At 70.7% G+C, this 15,896-nt stretch carries 13 protein-coding genes and 1 pseudogene; 4 read left to right on the forward strand and 10 right to left on the reverse strand.

The window, feature by feature from the left end; genetic code table 11:
• Positions 1 to 432: 432 nt before the first annotated feature.
• The 4 genes and pseudogenes from ACWDAS_RS35355 to ACWDAS_RS35370 form a co-directional block, all read right to left on the reverse strand.
• On the reverse strand, positions 433 to 2,118 hold the full coding sequence (locus ACWDAS_RS35355) for a ribonuclease J (protein WP_450399012.1): 1,686 nt from the start codon (positions 2,116 to 2,118) through the stop codon (positions 433 to 435).
• Positions 2,119 to 2,237: 119 nt separating this feature from the next.
• Entirely contained in the window at positions 2,238 to 3,137 is a 900-nt protein-coding gene (gene dapA / locus ACWDAS_RS35360; RefSeq protein ID WP_450399014.1) for a 4-hydroxy-tetrahydrodipicolinate synthase, read from the reverse strand.
• 168 nt (positions 3,138 to 3,305) lie between these two features.
• Entirely contained in the window at positions 3,306 to 4,454 is a 1,149-nt protein-coding gene (gene thyX, locus ACWDAS_RS35365) for an FAD-dependent thymidylate synthase (protein ID WP_450399145.1), read from the reverse strand.
• Positions 4,455 to 4,463: 9 nt separating this feature from the next.
• Positions 4,464 to 4,802: pseudogene (locus ACWDAS_RS35370) on the reverse strand (FAD-dependent thymidylate synthase); the annotation flags it as partial.
• A gap of 167 nt (positions 4,803 to 4,969) precedes the next feature.
• On the opposite strand from ACWDAS_RS35370, the gene ACWDAS_RS35375 reads away from it, so the two are divergent.
• On the forward strand, positions 4,970 to 5,515 hold the full coding sequence (locus ACWDAS_RS35375) for a hypothetical protein (RefSeq protein ID WP_450399017.1): 546 nt from the start codon (positions 4,970 to 4,972) through the stop codon (positions 5,513 to 5,515).
• On the opposite strand, the gene ACWDAS_RS35380 is transcribed toward ACWDAS_RS35375, so the two are convergent.
• From ACWDAS_RS35380 to ACWDAS_RS35405, 6 genes are read right to left on the reverse strand one after another with little or no spacing between them, the layout of a single operon-like run.
• Positions 5,512 to 7,338 carry an IucA/IucC family protein gene (locus ACWDAS_RS35380; RefSeq protein WP_450399019.1) on the reverse strand — a complete coding sequence of 609 codons (1,827 nt, stop codon included), beginning with the start codon at positions 7,336 to 7,338 and terminating at the stop codon, positions 5,512 to 5,514. The two genes, ACWDAS_RS35375 and ACWDAS_RS35380, sit on opposite strands and share 4 nt — an antisense overlap.
• Positions 7,335 to 7,928 (reverse strand): GNAT family N-acetyltransferase, encoded by a 594-nt coding sequence (locus ACWDAS_RS35385; protein WP_450399022.1) that lies wholly within the window; start codon positions 7,926 to 7,928, stop codon positions 7,335 to 7,337. Before ACWDAS_RS35385 ends, ACWDAS_RS35380 begins: the two co-directional genes overlap by 4 nt.
• The gene (locus tag ACWDAS_RS35390; RefSeq protein WP_450399024.1) at positions 7,925 to 9,220 is read right to left on the reverse strand and encodes a lysine N(6)-hydroxylase/L-ornithine N(5)-oxygenase family protein; all 1,296 of its coding nucleotides are present in this window, start codon (positions 9,218 to 9,220) and stop codon (positions 7,925 to 7,927) included. Before ACWDAS_RS35390 ends, ACWDAS_RS35385 begins: the two co-directional genes overlap by 4 nt.
• Before the next feature lie 37 nt (positions 9,221 to 9,257).
• Complete coding sequence (locus tag ACWDAS_RS35395; protein WP_450399027.1) at positions 9,258 to 10,826, reverse strand: pyridoxal phosphate-dependent decarboxylase family protein; 1,569 nt, start codon at positions 10,824 to 10,826, stop codon at positions 9,258 to 9,260.
• A gap of 22 nt (positions 10,827 to 10,848) precedes the next feature.
• Entirely contained in the window at positions 10,849 to 11,697 is an 849-nt protein-coding gene (locus ACWDAS_RS35400) for a siderophore-interacting protein (RefSeq protein ID WP_450399029.1), read from the reverse strand.
• Between the two features lie 46 nt (positions 11,698 to 11,743).
• Positions 11,744 to 12,781, reverse strand: coding sequence for an ABC transporter substrate-binding protein (locus ACWDAS_RS35405; RefSeq protein WP_450399031.1), 1,038 nt, complete (start codon positions 12,779 to 12,781; stop codon positions 11,744 to 11,746).
• A 186-nt stretch (positions 12,782 to 12,967) separates the two neighbouring features.
• Between ACWDAS_RS35405 and ACWDAS_RS35410 the strand changes: the two genes are divergently transcribed.
• From ACWDAS_RS35410 to ACWDAS_RS35420, 3 genes are read left to right on the forward strand one after another with little or no spacing between them, the layout of a single operon-like run.
• Positions 12,968 to 13,993 (forward strand): FecCD family ABC transporter permease, encoded by a 1,026-nt coding sequence (locus tag ACWDAS_RS35410; RefSeq protein WP_450399033.1) that lies wholly within the window; start codon positions 12,968 to 12,970, stop codon positions 13,991 to 13,993.
• The gene (locus tag ACWDAS_RS35415) at positions 13,990 to 15,015 is read left to right on the forward strand and encodes a FecCD family ABC transporter permease (RefSeq protein WP_450399035.1); all 1,026 of its coding nucleotides are present in this window, start codon (positions 13,990 to 13,992) and stop codon (positions 15,013 to 15,015) included. The genes ACWDAS_RS35410 and ACWDAS_RS35415 overlap by 4 nt, the downstream gene beginning before the upstream one ends.
• On the forward strand, positions 15,012 to 15,836 hold the full coding sequence (locus ACWDAS_RS35420; protein ID WP_450399036.1) for an ABC transporter ATP-binding protein: 825 nt from the start codon (positions 15,012 to 15,014) through the stop codon (positions 15,834 to 15,836). Before ACWDAS_RS35415 ends, ACWDAS_RS35420 begins: the two co-directional genes overlap by 4 nt.
• Positions 15,837 to 15,896: the final 60 nt, after the last annotated feature.

Consider the following 15,896-nt stretch of genomic DNA (forward strand, 5'->3'; position numbering starts at 1 on the left):
CGAGATGGACGGGGTATCAACATATCTGGCGTTGACTTTTGGCACGCTGTTGAGTTCTCAAGGAACGGAAGCTTCCTTCGAGACCGTTTCACCGGTCCCTCCGGGCTTTCCCTTCGTTGTCTCCAGCTTAGCAGATCCGATTTCCTTCTCTGCCACCCTCTGGAGGGGGTTCGCCGTCCGACTTTCGCTTTTCGGCTTTTCCGACTCTATCAGACTCTTTCGTGTCCGATTCCCGCCGGCGGGATTTCCTGCTTTTGCGTTTCCGCCTTTCGGCTTTCGCGCTCCCCGACTTTAGCAGATGCTTTTCGTCGGATTTACCGCACCGCTTCGAGGGCGCACGTTTCCGTGGCGTTCTCGTCGCGGGGGTTGTGCCAACGTACTGGAGCGGGGCACCCCGATGCAAATCGAGGGTGCCCCGCTCCTGGTGGTGCGTCAGACCTCCACGACCACAGGGAGGATCATCGGGCGGCGACGGTAGTTGTCGGAGACCCACTTGCCGATCGCACGGCGGATGAGCTGCTGCAGCTGGCGGACCTCCGCCACGCCGTCGGCGGCGGCGCGGGCGAGGGACTCCTCGATCTTCGGGAGGACTTCGCCGAAGGCCTCGTCGTCGATGCCGGAGCCGCGGGCCTGGATGTACGGCCCGCCGACGGCCTTGCCGGTGCTGCTGTCGACCACGAGGAACACCGAGATGATGCCCTCCTCGCCGAGGATGCGGCGGTCCTTGAGGGAGGTCTCGGTGATGTCGCCGACCGAGAGGCCGTCCACGTAGACGTATCCCGCCTGGACCTTGCCGGTGATCTTGGCGACGCCGTCGACCAGGTCGACGACCACGCCGTCCTCGGCGAGGACGCAGCGGTTCTTGGGAATGCCCGTGGCCTGGCCCAACTCGGCGTTGGCGCGCAGGTGCCGCCACTCGCCGTGGACGGGCATCAGGTTGCGGGGCCTGCAGATGTTGTAGAAGTACACCAGCTCGCCCGCCGAGGCGTGGCCGGAGACGTGCACCTTGGCGTTGCCCTTGTGCACGACGTTGGCGCCCCAGCGGGTGAGGCCGTTGATCACCCGGTAGACCGCGTTCTCGTTGCCGGGGATCAGCGACGAGGCCAGGACCACCGTGTCGCCCTCGACGATGCGGATCTGGTGGTCGCGGTTGGCCATCCGGGACAGGGCGGCCATGGGTTCGCCCTGAGAGCCGGTGCAGACGAGGACGATCTTCTCATCGGGGAGGTCGTCGAGCGTCTTGACGTCCACGATGAGACCCGGCGGGACCCGCAGGTAGCCCAGGTCGCGGGCGATGCCCATGTTGCGGACCATGGAGCGGCCGATGAAGGCGACCTTGCGGCCGCGTTCGTGGGCGGCGTCCAGGACCTGCTGGATGCGGTGGACGTGGCTGGCGAAGCTGGCCACGATGATCCGCTTCTCGGCCTTGGCGAAGACCTGGCGCAGCACCGGCGAGATGTCCCGCTCGTGCGGGATGAAGCCGGGGACCTCGGCGTTGGTGGAGTCGGAGAGCAGCAGGTCGATGCCCTCCTCCGACAGCCGCGCGAAGGCGTGCAGGTCGGTGAGGCGGCCGTCGAGCGGCAGCTGGTCCATCTTGAAGTCGCCGGTGTGCACGACCATGCCGGCCGGGGTGCGGATGGCGACCGCGAGGGCGTCGGGGATGGAGTGGTTGACGGCGACGAACTCGCAGTCGAAGGGCCCGATGCGCTCGCGCTGCCCCTCGGCCACCTCGAGGGTGTACGGCCGGATGCGGTGCTCGGCGAGTTTGGCCTCGATGAGAGCGAGGGTCAGCTTCGAGCCGATCAGCGGGATGTCGTCCTTCTCCCGCAGGAGGAAGGGGACGGCGCCGATGTGGTCCTCGTGGCCGTGGGTGAGAACGATGCCGACGACGTCGTCCAGCCGGTCGCGGATCGAGGTGAAGTCCGGAAGGATCAGGTCGACTCCGGGCTGCTCCTCCTCGGGGAAGAGCACCCCGCAGTCGACGATCAGCAGCCGGCCTCCGTACTCGAAGACCGTCATGTTGCGGCCGATCTCTCCGAGGCCGCCGAGCGGGGTGATACGGAGGCCGCCCTCGGGCAGCGCGGGGGGTGGGCCGAGCTCAGGGTGCGGATGGCTCAAAGTCTCTCCTCACCACGCACGCCACAGGCCCCGGGGAGACCCGGGGACACCGTGCGCGCATGACATCGTGCTTTCTGTTACTGGTTCTCAGGACCGATATTCAGTTCTTAAGTCTTTGGTTACAGCTGTACCCCGCCGGCGGCGAGATCCTGCTTCAGCTGTGCCGTCGCGGCCTCGCCGAGCTCCACGAGCGGGAGCCGCAGCGGGCCGGCGGGCAGCCCCTGCAGGGCCAGGGCGGCCTTGGTGGTGATGACGCCCTGGGTGCGGAAGACGCCGGTGAAGACGGGGAGCAGCTTCTGGTGGATCTCGGTCGCCTTGTGGATGTCACCTGAGAGATACGCCTCGAGGAGGGCCCGGAGCTCAGGGCTGACCAGATGTCCCACGACGGAGACGAAGCCGACGGCGCCGACGGAGAGCAGCGGCAGGTTGAGCATGTCGTCGCCGGAGTACCAGGCGAGGCCGCTGCGGCTTATCGCCCAGCTCGCGGCGCCGAGGTCGCCCTTGGCGTCCTTGTTGGCGACGATCCGGGGGTGCTCGGCGAGCCGGACGAGGGTCTCGGTCTCGATGGGCACGCCGCTGCGGCCGGGGATGTCGTAGAGCATGACCGGCAGGCCGGTGGCGTCCGCGACGGCGGTGAAGTGCCGGTACAGGCCCTCCTGCGGGGGCTTGTTGTAGTACGGCGTCACGGTGAGCAGGCCGTGGGCGCCGGCGCGCTCCGCCTGGCGGGCCAGCTCGATGCTGTGGTGGGTGTCGTTGGTGCCGACCCCGGCGACGACGAACGCGCGGTCGCCGACGGCCTCCAGTACGGCCCGGACGAGCTGCTCTTTCTCCACGTCGCTGGTGGTCGGCGACTCACCGGTGGTGCCGTTGACGACCAGGCCGTCGTTGCCTGCCTCGACCAGGTGCGCGGCGAGCCGCTGCGCGCCGTCGAGGTCGAGGGCGCCGTCCGCGGTGAACGGCGTGACCATTGCGGTCAGGACCCGCCCGAAGGGGGTCTGCGGGGTGGAGGTCGGAGCCATGAGTCCAACGCTACTCGGTGCGGGTGCCGGGTCACCCCCTCGGGACCTGCGATGAGGACTCCGGCGCTGCCTGCTCGGGGGTTCAAGCAGCACCGGAATCCGTTTCTGAAGACTAGACGAACTGCATGAAACCCGGCAATCGGAACATTCCGGATGAGTGGTGACCTGCTACGGAGCGATCCGGCCGTTGGCGTTGAAGGCGTCGTGCGTGAGCGGCATGAGCTTCGCCCATTCGGCTTCCATCCGCTCCCCGACCATCTCGATCTCCCGCTGCGGGAAGGACGGGACCTTTGCGAGCTCATGCTGGGTGCGCAGGCCGAGGAAGTGCATCAGCGAGCGCGCGTTGCAGGTGGCGTACATCGAGGAGAACAGACCCACGGGCAGCGTGGCCCGGGCGACCTCGCGGGCAACGCCGGCGGCCAGCATCTTCTGGTACGCGTCGTACGACTGCCGATAGGAGGCCTCCATGGCGGCGGTGACGGCCGTGTGCTGTTCGGGAGTGCCGTGGACGAACTCGTACTTGCCGGGGCGGCCCTGCTGGACCAGTTTGCGGTCCTCGCCGGGAACGTAGAAGACCGGCTGGAGCTCGCGATAGCGCCCCGACTCCTCATTGTATGAATTGTGCACGACAAATCCGTCCGCGATGAAGTTGTGGTGCGGCGGCGGCATGGAGATGTCATAGGTCATCTCCTCCCCATCCGGAACGACGGAGACAACGCCCTCCCAGCGCACACCGTTCTGCAAGGCGCGGCGGCGCACTCCGATCGGCACGCCTTCGTCGTTGGTCTTCCGCTGGTGACACGACTTGCAGACCGGTCGCAGGTTCGAGACGTCGAGTGCCTTGGTCAGATCGGTGTCCACGGGGATGACATGGTCCAGTTCCAGATCCATCGCCTCGAACTTCTCCTCGCAGATGTAGCAGAGGTCGATGGGTGCGACGAGACCGGCTCGCTGCTCAGCGGTCCAGATCTGAATCCCTTCGCGCAGGCGCTTCGGGATACCGACCCGCTCGCCGACCCCCACTCGGCCGAGCCGCCCGACGCGGTCACCGACGCGCAGGTCGCCGGCGCGAACCCAGCCCTCCGGCGTCCAGACACGGTGGTCCGCGGTGCACCGCAGAGCCTTGCCGTTGGTCGTGGAGACCTTGATGATCGGCTTCACGCCGGACTCGAAGACGTCGACCATGGACGCCTTCTCCGCCAGCCCGGTGTCCAGGTTGATCGTGTCGGCCAGGAGGTTCTGGCGGGACTTCAGCCTGCGTGTACGCCCCATGGAGTCGGTCACACCGATCTTCCAGTCCCGGTGGATGTCCGCGATGCGTTTGGCCTTGCCGTTCTTGCCCGTACCGACGCGGATCATGGAGTCACCCGGCAGACACCAGCCGACCCGGTGCCGCATGAACTCGCGGAAGACGAAGATCGGCGCGCTGACGAAGAAGGTCATCGAGTTGTGCTCGAAGGGGCTGCCGTGACGGTCCCGCATGAGGTAGTTGATCAGCCCCTTGGAGCGCTCGGGGTCCTTCGTCAGCTCCTCCAGGGACTGCTCGCCCGCCGTGGACACCCGGGCGGCCCACAGCACGTCGGAGTCGGCGGCGCTGTGCTTGACGAGCTCGACGGTCACGTCGTCGCGGAACTGCACGGAATCGTCGGCGGAGGTGTCGGTCACCGGGCGTCCTTCCTCATGGAGCTGGGGGCGGCGCCCAGCCTATGCGCCCGCTCCGACATCGCCCGACACCCGTCGACACCGGCCGTACCCACCGCAAAGCCCCGCAAGGCAGACGACCGGCGGACCACTGCTGGCCGGTCCCGGCGGGGCCCGCTAGCCTCACCGATGTGTCTCTGCCCTTCCTCGCCGCCGACAGCGGCCATGACGAGTACGCCGCGGACGCCGTCCTTCCGCACCGCGTTCAGGACCGGTGGATCCGTCCGTACCGCCCGGGGCCCTGGCGGGTCGCGGCGGCGGCGATGCTGCTGGTGCTCGCCTCGTACATGCTCTTCGCCGCGGTGATCATGGGGCTCGCGGGCAGCGGGTCCGGGGTTCTCCTGACGGTCGGCGGCGCGGTGCTGGTGATCGTCTGCGCGCTGCGGCTGCTGCGCGTGGGGTTCTGGGTGAGCGCGCGCGGGCTGCGGCAGGTGGGGCTCTTCTACACGACGACGCTGCCGTGGAACCGGGTCGGCTCCGTCCGTACGGCCCAGCAGCCGGTGAAGTGGCTGGGGCTGCCCCGGACCGTACAGGGCCAGGCCCTGGTCGTCTCGCGGGCGGGCGGGGAGCTGCTGCGACCGCTGCTCACCGACCACAACGCGGACTTCCTGGGCCGTACGCAGGCTTTCGACCAGGCGGCCGACGCCATAGAGACCTGGGCCGCCGAGCTCCGCTAGAGCGCCGGCTCCGGGGCCTGCTCGGGGCGGTGGCGGGCGATCGGGTTCGCCAGTTCGCCGACGAGCTGCAGCGCGCCGGCGGGGTCGGCGAGGTCGACCATCTGCCTGTTGTCGCGCAGCTGGAGCCGGTTGAGGCAGGACAGGGCGAAGCTGTCGGTGAACAGGTCGTACCGCGCGAACCGGTGGGCCAGCTGCGGGGCCGAGCGCTGGTAGTCGCGCGCGCACTCGGCGACGGTGCGCCAGAAGGCGTCCTCGTCGAGGAGGCCCTCGCCGGCGAGGACACCGTTGAGGAAGCGGAAGAAGCAGTCGAAGACGTCGGTGAAGAGTGACAGCAGCTTCATGGACTCGGGGACCTCGGCGCGGACCCGCCGGACGGCGGGCGGCAGGGCCGCGTCCGGGTCCATCACGCAGATCTCCTCGGCGATGTCCTTGAAGATCGCCCGTTCCACGGCGCCGTTCTCGCCGAGGACGAGGATGACGTTCTCGCCGTGCGGCATGAAGACCAGGTCGTAGGCGTAGAAACAGTGCAGCAGCGGGGTGAGATAGGCGTCGAGGTAGCGGCGCAGCCACGCCTCGGGGGTGAGGCGGGACTCCGCGATGAGGCAACCCACCAGGGAGCGGCCGTCGGGGTCGGTGTGGAGCAGGGACGCCATGGTGGCCAGGCGGCGGCCGGGCTCCAGGCCGGCGACGGGGCTCTCGCGCCAGAGGGCGGCGAGCATCTTGCGGTACGGGGAGTGCCGGTCGGTCGCGGCCTCGTACTGGCGGTGGTGGTAGCCGATGGCGGCGTGCTCGCGGATGATCGACAGACGGGTTGCCTTGAGGACCGCGTCGCGGTCGATGAGCCCGGCGAGCCAGTCGTTGATGGCCGGGGCGGCCTCCATGTAGGCCGCGGACAGGCCGCGCATGAAGCCCATGTTCAGCACGGACAGGGCCGTCTTGACGTAGTGCTTCTCGGGGTGGCTGGCGTTGAAGAAGGTGCGGATCGACTGCTGGGCGAGGTGATGGTCGTCGCCGGGGCCGAGGAGGACCAGGCGCCGGGTGGCGATCTCGGCGGCGAAGGTGACGGAGAGCTTGTTCCACCACTGCCAGGGGTGGACGGGGATGAGCAGATGGTCGTCGAGGTCCAGGCCGAGGCCGCTCAGGGTCGCGGAGAAGCGGGCGAGCACGGCGTCGCCGAGTTCGGCGCGGATGAGGCGGTCGTAGTCGGTGTCCGAGCAGTGGGTGAAGGTGGCGTGGTCGCGGTGGGCGGCGAGCCAGATGAGCCGGACGGGGGCAGCGGCCTCGGGGGCGTACGCGTGGAACTCGTGGGCGCCGAAGCCGAGCCTGCCGTTGTTGGCGACGAAGCAGGGGTGGCCCTCGGTCATCGAGCTCTCGATCGTCTGGAAGTCGGCCCGGGCGAGCTCGGCGGCCGTGTGCCGGGGCTTGCCGAGTGTGTAGGCGGCGCCGGCGAGGGTGGAGCTGATCTCCTCCAGGTAGACCGGCAGGACCTCGTCGGACAGGCCCAGTGCGGTGCGCAGCTCGATGACGAAGTCGACGGCGTCCAGGGGGAGTTCGGCGCCGTCGCGGTGGCGGGTGATGCTCGCGGCGTCGACCAGCCAGTGGTCGAGGGTGAGGACGCGGGCGGCGAAGCGGTACTCGGTGGTGCCGTCGTCGCTGGTGACGGTGTAGCTGCCCGGTGCCGTCTCCTGGGGGTGCAGCAGGCGCTCGTGGGAGAACTCGGCGAGGGCCTTGCGTATGAGCTGACGTCCGGCGCGGTCCCACAGCTCGGGGGTGAGGTGGGCGACGGCGTCGCGGGCGGTGCCGGCTGCGGCGGTCGCGGTCATGCGGTTGCTCCTCGGGCGGCCGGGCCGGCCTGGGTGGCCAGGAACTGCTCGCGGGTGCAGGTGGTGAGCAGTGCCTCCTTCTCGGGCTTGGTGATGGCGCCGACGACCTCGAAGCCGACGGCGGCGTTGAGGGTGTGGACGGCGGTGTTGCGCAGGTCGGGTTCGACGACGACGCGGCGGTGGGCGGGGTCGTCGAGGAGGAAGGCCATGACGGTGGTGATCACGGCGAGGCTGAAGCCGCGCAGGGGCCGGTCGGTGGGGGCGCACAGGAAGTGCATGCCGACGTCGCCGTCCTGCGGTTCGTAGAGGCCGACCAGCTCCACGTGACGGGGGTCGTAGCGCTCGACGAGGAAGGCGGGGCGGCCGCCGTGGAGGCCGACGAAGGCGTCGTGGTGCGGGTGGTCGGCGATCTTGCCGTACTCGTGGGCGACCGCCGCCAGGTCGGCGTCCTGCATCATCCAGTAAGCGGACTTGGGGTGGGTGACCCACCCGTGCAACAGCTGGGCGTCGCCCGCGGGGTCCAGGGGGCGCAGGGCGAAGGTGCCCAGGCGCCGGTCGGTGCGGGAGAACAGGAGGGTGGCGGTGTTCACGCGGCGGCTCCCGCGGGGGCGCCGAACTCCTGGAAGGCGATGGACTTCTCGACGGGGTAGATCTCGCGGCCGAGCAGCTCGCGGATGATCCAGGAGTTGCGGTAGGGGCCCATGCCGAGGTCCGGGGAGGTGATGCTGTGCGTGTGGGTGCCGCCGTTCTGCAGGAAGATGCCGCGGCCGGTGGTGTCGATGCTGTAGTTGCGGGCGACGTCGAAGCGGCCGTGGCGGTCCCAGCGGATGCGGTCGCGGACCGGCTCCAGGAAGGCGGGGACCCGGTACTTGTAGCCGGTGGCCAGGACGAGGCCCTGGGTGTCGAGGGTGAAGTCGAGCTCCTGCTCGGTGTGGCGCAGGCCGAGGGTGTAGGTGCCGCTGCCCTCGTCGTAGGCGGCGGTGGTCAGGGCGGTGCTGGTCATCAGCCGGGTGGGGACGGGGCCGCCGACGCTCTTCTGGTAGAGCAGGTCGAAGATGTTGTTGATGAGCTCGGCGTCGATGCCCTTGGACAGGCTCTTCTGCTGGGCCTCGAGGCGGTAGCGGGTGTCCTCGGGGAGTGCGTGGAAGTAGTCCACGTACTCGGGCGAGGTCATCTCCAAGGTGAGCTTGGTGTACTCCAGCGGGAAGAACCGCGGGGAGCTGGTCACCCAGTTGAGGCGGTAGCCGCCGTCGCCGGTGCCGGCGAGGAGGTCGTAGTAGATCTCGGCGGCGCTCTGGCCGCTGCCGACGACGGTGATGGACTCCTTGGCCTGCAGGGCGGTCCTGGCTTGCAGGTATCCGGAGTTGTGGATGAGGTCGCCGCCCAGATCGCGGCAGGCCTTCGGGAGGTACGGCGGGGTTCCGGTACCCAGGACCAGGTGGCGGGCGCGGTGGGTGGTGGTCTCGCCGGTGGTGCGGCGGGCGTGGACGGTGTAGAGACCCTCGCTCTCGTCGTACTCGACGCGGGTGGCCTCGTGGCCGAAGCGGACGTTGCCGAGTCGGCCGGCGGCCCAGCGGCAGTAGGCGTTGTACTCCTCGCGGACGGGATAGAAGTTCTCGCGGATGTAGAAGGCGTACAGCCTTCCCGACTCCTTGAGGTAGCTGAGGAAGGAGTACGGGGAGGTGGGGTCCGCCAGGGTGACGAGGTCGGCCATGAAGGGGGTCTGGAGGGTGGCGAAGTCCAGCAGCATGCCCGGGTGCCAGTCGAAGTGGGGCTTGCTCTCCAGGAAGAGGCCGTCGAGGCCGTCGACGGGGTCGGTCAGGCAGGCCAGGCCCAGGTTGTAGGGGCCGAGCCCGATGCCGATGAAGTCACGGGTGGACATGAGGAGCGCTCCGTGGGGGGTGACGAGGGTTCGGGGTTCAGCCGGCTCGGCGCTCGGGCCCGGTGTCTGCGCCGTCCAGGTGGCGGCCGGCGTGCTCGGCGAGCAGGTCGAGGACGTGGGCGATGTCGCCCAGTGACGTCTCGGGGTTGAGCAGCGTGAACTTCAGGTAGTGGCGGCCGTCGACCTCGGTGCCGGCCACGACGCCCTCGCCGGAGGCGGCCAGGGCCTCGCGGGCGTACAGGTTGGCTTGGTCGGTGCGGGCGCGGGCGGGCTCGTCCGGCGGGAGGTAGCGGAAGACGACGGTGCTGAGCTGGGACTTGGTGACGACCTCGAAGCGGGGGTCGGCGTCGAGGAGCCGCCAGGCCTGGTCGGCGCGGTCGCAGACCTCGTCGAAGAGGGCTCCGACGGCGTCCGGCCCCATGATGCGCAGGGTGAGCCAGAGTTTGAGGGCGTCGAAGCGGCGGGTGGTCTGGATGCTCTTGTCGACCTGGTTGGGGACCTTCTCCGCGGTGCGCGCCGGGTTGAGGTAGTCGGCGTGGTAGGTCGCGTGGCGCAGCGCGGCCCGGTCGCGGACCAGGACGACGCTGGAACTGACCGGCTGGAAGAAGGACTTGTGGTAGTCGACGGTGACGGAGTCGGCGCGCTCGATGCCGTTCAGGAGGTGGCGGCGGGTGCGGGAGACCAGCAGGCCGCAGCCGTAGGCGGCGTCGACGTGCAGCCACACGCCGGCCCAGTCGCACAGGTCGGCGATGGGCTGCAGCGGGTCGATGGAACCGAAGTCGGTGGTGCCGGCGGTGGCGACGACGGCCATGAGGACGAGGTTTTCGCGCTTGCAGCGCTCGATCTCGCGGGCGAGGGCGGCCGGGCGCATGCGGCGCTCGCGGTCGGTCTCGACGGTGATGACGGCCTCGGGCCCGAGGCCCAGCATCTTGGCGGACTTCTTCACGCTGAAGTGGCTCGCCTCGGAGGAGATGACGCGCAGTCTCGGCAGGATCCCGTGCTTCTCCACCGGGACCGGGGAGTCCTTCGCCGCGCGCAGGCAGGACTCCTCGCGGGCGAGCAGCAGGGCTTGGAGGTTGGACTGGCTGCCGCCGCTGGTGAAGATGCCGTCGGCGTCCTCGCCGAGGCCGATGCGCTCGGCGGTCCAGTCGACAAGGCGGCGTTCGATGAGGGTGCCGCCGGCGCTCTGGTCCCAGGTGTCGAGCGAGGAGTTGACGGCGGTGAGCACGGCCTCGCCGAGCAGGGCGGGGATGACGACCGGGCAGTTGAGGTGGGCGAGGTAGCGCGGGTGGTGGAAGTACACCGCGTCGCGCAGGTAGACCTCGTCGAGTTCGTCGAGGGCGGCGCCGGGATCGCCGAGCGGGGCGTCGAGGTCGATGCCGGAGATCCGGGGGGCGAGCCGGTCGGGGGTGATGCCGGTGAACGGCTGTCCGGTGCCGGCGATCCGGCCGGCGATCCGGCCGACGCCCTGGGTCAATGAGCTGCGGTAGTGGTCGAGGTTCAGCTCGTTGAACAGGTGCGCCCGTGCGTTTCGTCCGTCGCCGTTGGGAGCGGCGGGGGCTGCCGCCGCGGTCGGGTCCTCTTCGGTGCCGGCGAGGATGGTCATGGGGGTCCTCTCGTGGGGGATGTCAGTCGTCGGCCCCGGCGCCGGTGCCGGCCCCGGCCTCCGCCCGCAGGTGGTCCTCGCTGGCGCCCTTGCGCCAGTAGCCGACGAAGGTGACCGCTCGGCGGTCGAGGCGGCGCTCGCCCACGAGGTGGCGGCGCAGGGCGCGGACGGTGCCGGACTCGCCGGCGATCCAGGCGTAGGGCGTGCCGGCGGGAAGCCCGGCGGCGCGTACGGCCTCGATGAGGCCGGTGCCGTGCGATGCGGCGGCCGGGTCGCGGACCAGCCAGGTGATCTCGGCGTCGGCCGCGGTGGTGAGTTCGCGGAAGTCCCCGGCGTGCGGGACCTCGATGAAGACCTTGGCCCTGGTGCCGGCGGGCAGCCAGGCGAGGATGCCGTCGGCCGCGGGCAGCGCGGTCTCGTCTGCGGCGATCAGCACCCAGTCGGTGCCGGCCGGGGGACGGAAGCGTACGCCGGAGTTGTCCTCGACGACGGGTCCGATGATCTTCACCCGGTCGCCGGGGCGGGCGGACGCGGCCCAGCGGGAGGCGGGGCCGCCGTCGCCGTGCAGGGCGAAGTCGATGTCGAGTTCGCCGCCGGGGCCGGGGCGGTGGGCACGGATGGTGTAGGACCGCAGGACCCCGCGAACGCCGGGGTCCATGGCCCGCCACCGGGTGTACCAGTCCTCGCCGGTGGGGACGACCGGGGCGTCCTGCCCCGGGTGCGGCAGGATGAGCGAGAAGCTCTGGTCCCTGCCGCCGCCGACGAATTCCTCGATCGGGTCGCCGCCCAGGGAGACGCGCGTCACCGAGGGGCTGACCTCCGTTCGGCGGACGACGTGGAGGTCGAAGAAGCGGAACACGTCGGTGCTCATGGTGGAGCGTTCTCCTTCAGTGCGGTGACCTGCGGTCAGCCGTGGTTCAGGTGAGCTTCTTGGCGTTCTGGATCGCCTTGGCCAGGTCCCCCAGGAGGGGCGCCGCGCCGGCCCAGGAGAAGCGGGGCACGGCGTCCCAGGCGGCGATCTGGCCTGCCTTGACGGCGGCCAGCTTCTTCCAGGCGGGCTTGGCCTCCAGCGCCTTGGGCTGCAGGGCGGTGTTGCGGGCGTCGAGCAGGATCAGGTCCGCGTGGTACTTGTCCGCGTTCTCCCAGCTGAGGCTCTCGTAGTAGTCGCCGCCGCCGGTCTTCTCCGGGACGATGACGTCGACGCCGAGGGATGTGAAGTACATGAGATCGGTGCTGACCGCGGGGTTGGAGACGTAGAAGAGGTCGGCGGCACCGGACGCGGCGAGGACCTTGATGCCGCCGGAGGCCTTCGCGGCCTGGCGCAGGGTCTCGGCGGCCTTCTCGAAGCGGGCCTTGGCCTCGGTGACCTTGGGCGCCTTCAGGTCGGCGCCCAGGGACTCGGCGAGTTCGGCGTAGCGCTGGATCGGCTCGGTCATGGGGACCCGGCCGGTGGTGATCGCGACGCTGGGTGCGAGCTTGAGGATCTTGTCCCTGCTCTCGTCCGGCACGTACCAGAGGGCGCCCGGGTCGTACATGTGCGTGACGAGGAGTTCGGGGCGCAGAGCCGCGTACTTCTCGATGCCGAACTCGCCCCAGACGTTGCCGAGGATCTCGACCTTGCCGATGTCGAGGTCGCCGGCCTGCTTCTCGGCGGTGCCGTCGGCCCTCCTGGTCTCGCCGAAGACGCCGACGATCCGCTTGCCGAGGCCGAGGTCGACCAGGGCGGCGGCGGTGCCGGTGAAGGCGACGATGCGCTGGGGGGCGGCCTTGGCGGTCACCTTGGTCTCGCGGTCGTCGGTGAAGGACCACGGTCCGCTGCCGACGGCGGCCTCGGCGGCGGACGTCTTGTCGCCGCCGCCGGAACCGCAGGCGGCGAGGAACGCGCCGAGGCCCAGGGCGCCACCGGCGGCGAGCAGGCCACGGCGGCTCGGGCGGGGGTCTGCGGCGATGGGCATGACGGTGCCTGCTTTCGAGAAGGACGAGATCGGACGAGATCAGGGGTACTCACCGGGCGACGGTCGAACTTAGGTTACCCTAACCTAAGTTTCGAACCAGTCGTCAACAGCCGCCCATGAGCCGGCACTCGGAGGCCGTACGTGAACCCCACCAACTCCCCCGTCCCGGGGGGGAGTCCAAGACCCTTGCCCTCGGCCGCGGGCGAGGACAGGGCCAGCCCCGCCCGGCTGCTGCCGCGGACCGCCGGGCTGCCGGCCTCGCTGCTGCTCCTGCTGCTCGTGCTCGGCACGGGGGTCGCGGTGGGCGCCAAGGCCCTGTCCCCGCAGGAGGCGTGGCAGGGGCTCACCGACAGCGGTTCGGCCACGTACACGGTCGTGCACGACATGCGGCTGCCGCGCACCCTGCTCGGCCTGGTCGCCGGCACCGCGCTCGGCGTCTCGGGCGCGCTCATGCAGGCGCTGACCCGCAATCCGCTGGCCGACCCGGGACTGCTCGGCATCAACGCCGGCGCCTCGGCGGCCGTGGTCACCGCGATCGCCCTCACTGGACTGGGCAGTTTCACCGGTTATGTGTGGTTCGCCTTCGCGGGCGCCGCGGCGGTGTCCGTGCTGGTGTACGCCGTCGGCGGCGGGCGGGGGGCGACCCCGGCGCGGCTGGCGCTCGCGGGCACCGCGGTGAACGCGGCCCTGTTCTCCCTCGTCAACGCCGTCATGCTGCTGGACTCCGCCGCCCTGGAGCGCATGCGCTTCTGGACGGTCGGCTCGCTGGCCGGCGCCGACATGACGACGGTGGTCCGGCTGACGCCGTTCGTCCTCGCCGGGCTGCTGCTGGCGCTCGCCCTGGGGCGGCCGCTGAACGCGCTGTCCCTCGGCGACGACACCGCCCGCGCGCTGGGCGCCCGGCCGGCCCGTACCCGCGCGGCGGTGATCGTCGCGGTGACGCTGCTGTGCGGCGCGGCGACGGCCGCCTGCGGGCCGCTGGTCTTCGTCGGACTGATGGTGCCCCATCTCGTCCGCGCCCTGACCGGACCGGACCAGCGGTGGATGATGCCGTACAGCGCGGTGCTGGCCCCGGTCCTGCTCGTGGGCGCGGACGTGCTGGGGCGGGTCGTCGCCCGGCCGTCGGAGCTCCAGGTCGGCGTGGTCACCGCCGTCCTGGGCGGGCCGTTCTTCCTCTACCTCGTACACCGGCGGAAGGTGGCGGCCGTATGAGCGTCCTGCGGTACGGAACCTGGTCGGTGCGCCTGCGGCCGCGCGCGGCGCTGGTCGGCGCGGTGTGCGCGCTGCTCGCGCTGGCGGTGGGCGTCCTCGCCATCGGCACCGGCGACTACCCCCTCGCGCCCGGGGACGTGCTGCGCACGCTCGCCGGGAACGGCGCCCCCGCCGACGACTTCATCGTCAACGAACTGCGGCTGCCGCGCGTGGTGACCGCGCTGCTGACCGGCGCCGCCCTGGCACTCGCCGGTGCCGTCTTCCAGTCCGTGGTCCGCAATCCGCTCGGCAGCCCCGATGTGCTGGGCTTCACCCAGGGTGCGACGGCCGGGGCGCTGATCGTGGTCGTCACCGGCGGCGGCAGCGTGACGCTCGCGCTCGGCGCGGTCGCCGGCGGCGCGGCGACGGGTGTCCTGGTCCACGCGCTCGCCTGGCGGCAGGGTGTGCACGGCTACCGGCTGGTCCTGGTCGGCATCGGTGTCTCGGCGATCCTCACCGGAGTCAACGGATATCTGCTGACCAAGGGGCAGTTGATGGACGCCGCCCGGGCGCTGCTGTGGATGACCGGCAGCCTCGACGGACGCGGCTGGCGGGACTGCGGGCCGCTGCTGGTGGCGATGGCGGTGCTCGTACCCCTGGTGATGCTGGGCTGCGGGCGGAGCCTGCGGATCATGGAGATGGGCGACTGCGCGGCGTACGGGCTGGGCGTGCGCGTCGAGCGGATCCGGCTGGTGCTGCTGGCCTCCGCGGTGCTGCTGGCCTCCTTCGCGGCGGCCGCGGCAGGCCCGGTGTCCTTCGTGGCGCTGACCGCGCCCCAGCTGGCGCGGCGGCTGACCCGGGCGCCGGGCCCGAATCTGCTGCCCTCGCTGTGCATGGGCGCGGTGCTGATGGTGGCCGCCGACTGGGCGGCGCAGTCGGTCTTCCCCGGCCGGCGGCTGCCGGTGGGCGTGGTGACGGGGGTACTGGGCGGGGGCTATCTCGTATGGCTGCTCGCCACCGAGCGCAAGGCAGGACGGATATGACGACGACCAACGACGCGGCGGCCGGCGCGGCGGTACGCACCACGAACCGGCTCAGCGGCGAGGCGCTCACACTCGCGTACGACCGGCGGACCATCGCCGAAGGGCTGAGCGTGGCGGTGCCGGACGCGTCCTTCACGGTGATCGTCGGCCCCAACGCCTGCGGCAAGTCGACGCTGCTGCGCGCCCTGTCGCGGACGCTGAAGCCGGTGGCCGGCACGGTGCTGCTGGACGGTCAGCACATCGGCAGGCTCCCGGCGAAGCAGGTGGCCCGCACCCTGGGACTGCTGCCGCAGACCTCGGTGGCCCCGGACGGCATCACCGTCGCCGACCTCGTGGCGCGCGGCCGTTACCCGCACCAGGGACTGCTGCGGCAGTGGTCGCGGGAGGACGAGCGGGTCGTCGCGGAGTCCATGGCCGCCACCGGTGTCGCGGAGCTGGCGGAACGGGCGGTCGACGAACTCTCCGGCGGCCAGCGCCAGCGGGTGTGGATCGCCATGGCACTGGCGCAGCAGACCCCGCTGCTGCTGCTGGACGAACCGACGACCTACCTGGACATCACGCACCAGCTGGAGGTCCTCGACCTGTGCGCGCGGCTGCACGAGGAGGGCCGCACCGTCGTCGCGGTCCTGCACGACCTCAACCACGCCGCCCGGTACGCCACGCATCTGATCGCGATGCGGGACGGCCGCGTGGTGGCAGAGGGGGCCCCGGTGGACGTGGTCACCGAGGCCCTGGTGGAGGAGGTCTTCCGGCTGCGCTGCCGGGTGATCGACGACCCGGAGACGGGAACCCCGCTGGTCGTTCCCTCGGCACGGCGCTGAGCCGCGCGGGGGCGCATGTCGCGGAGGCGGCCGCACTCGACCTGCCGGAGCCGTCCGCCG

The sequence above is a fragment of the Streptomyces sp. NPDC001070 genome, from assembly GCF_053598835.1.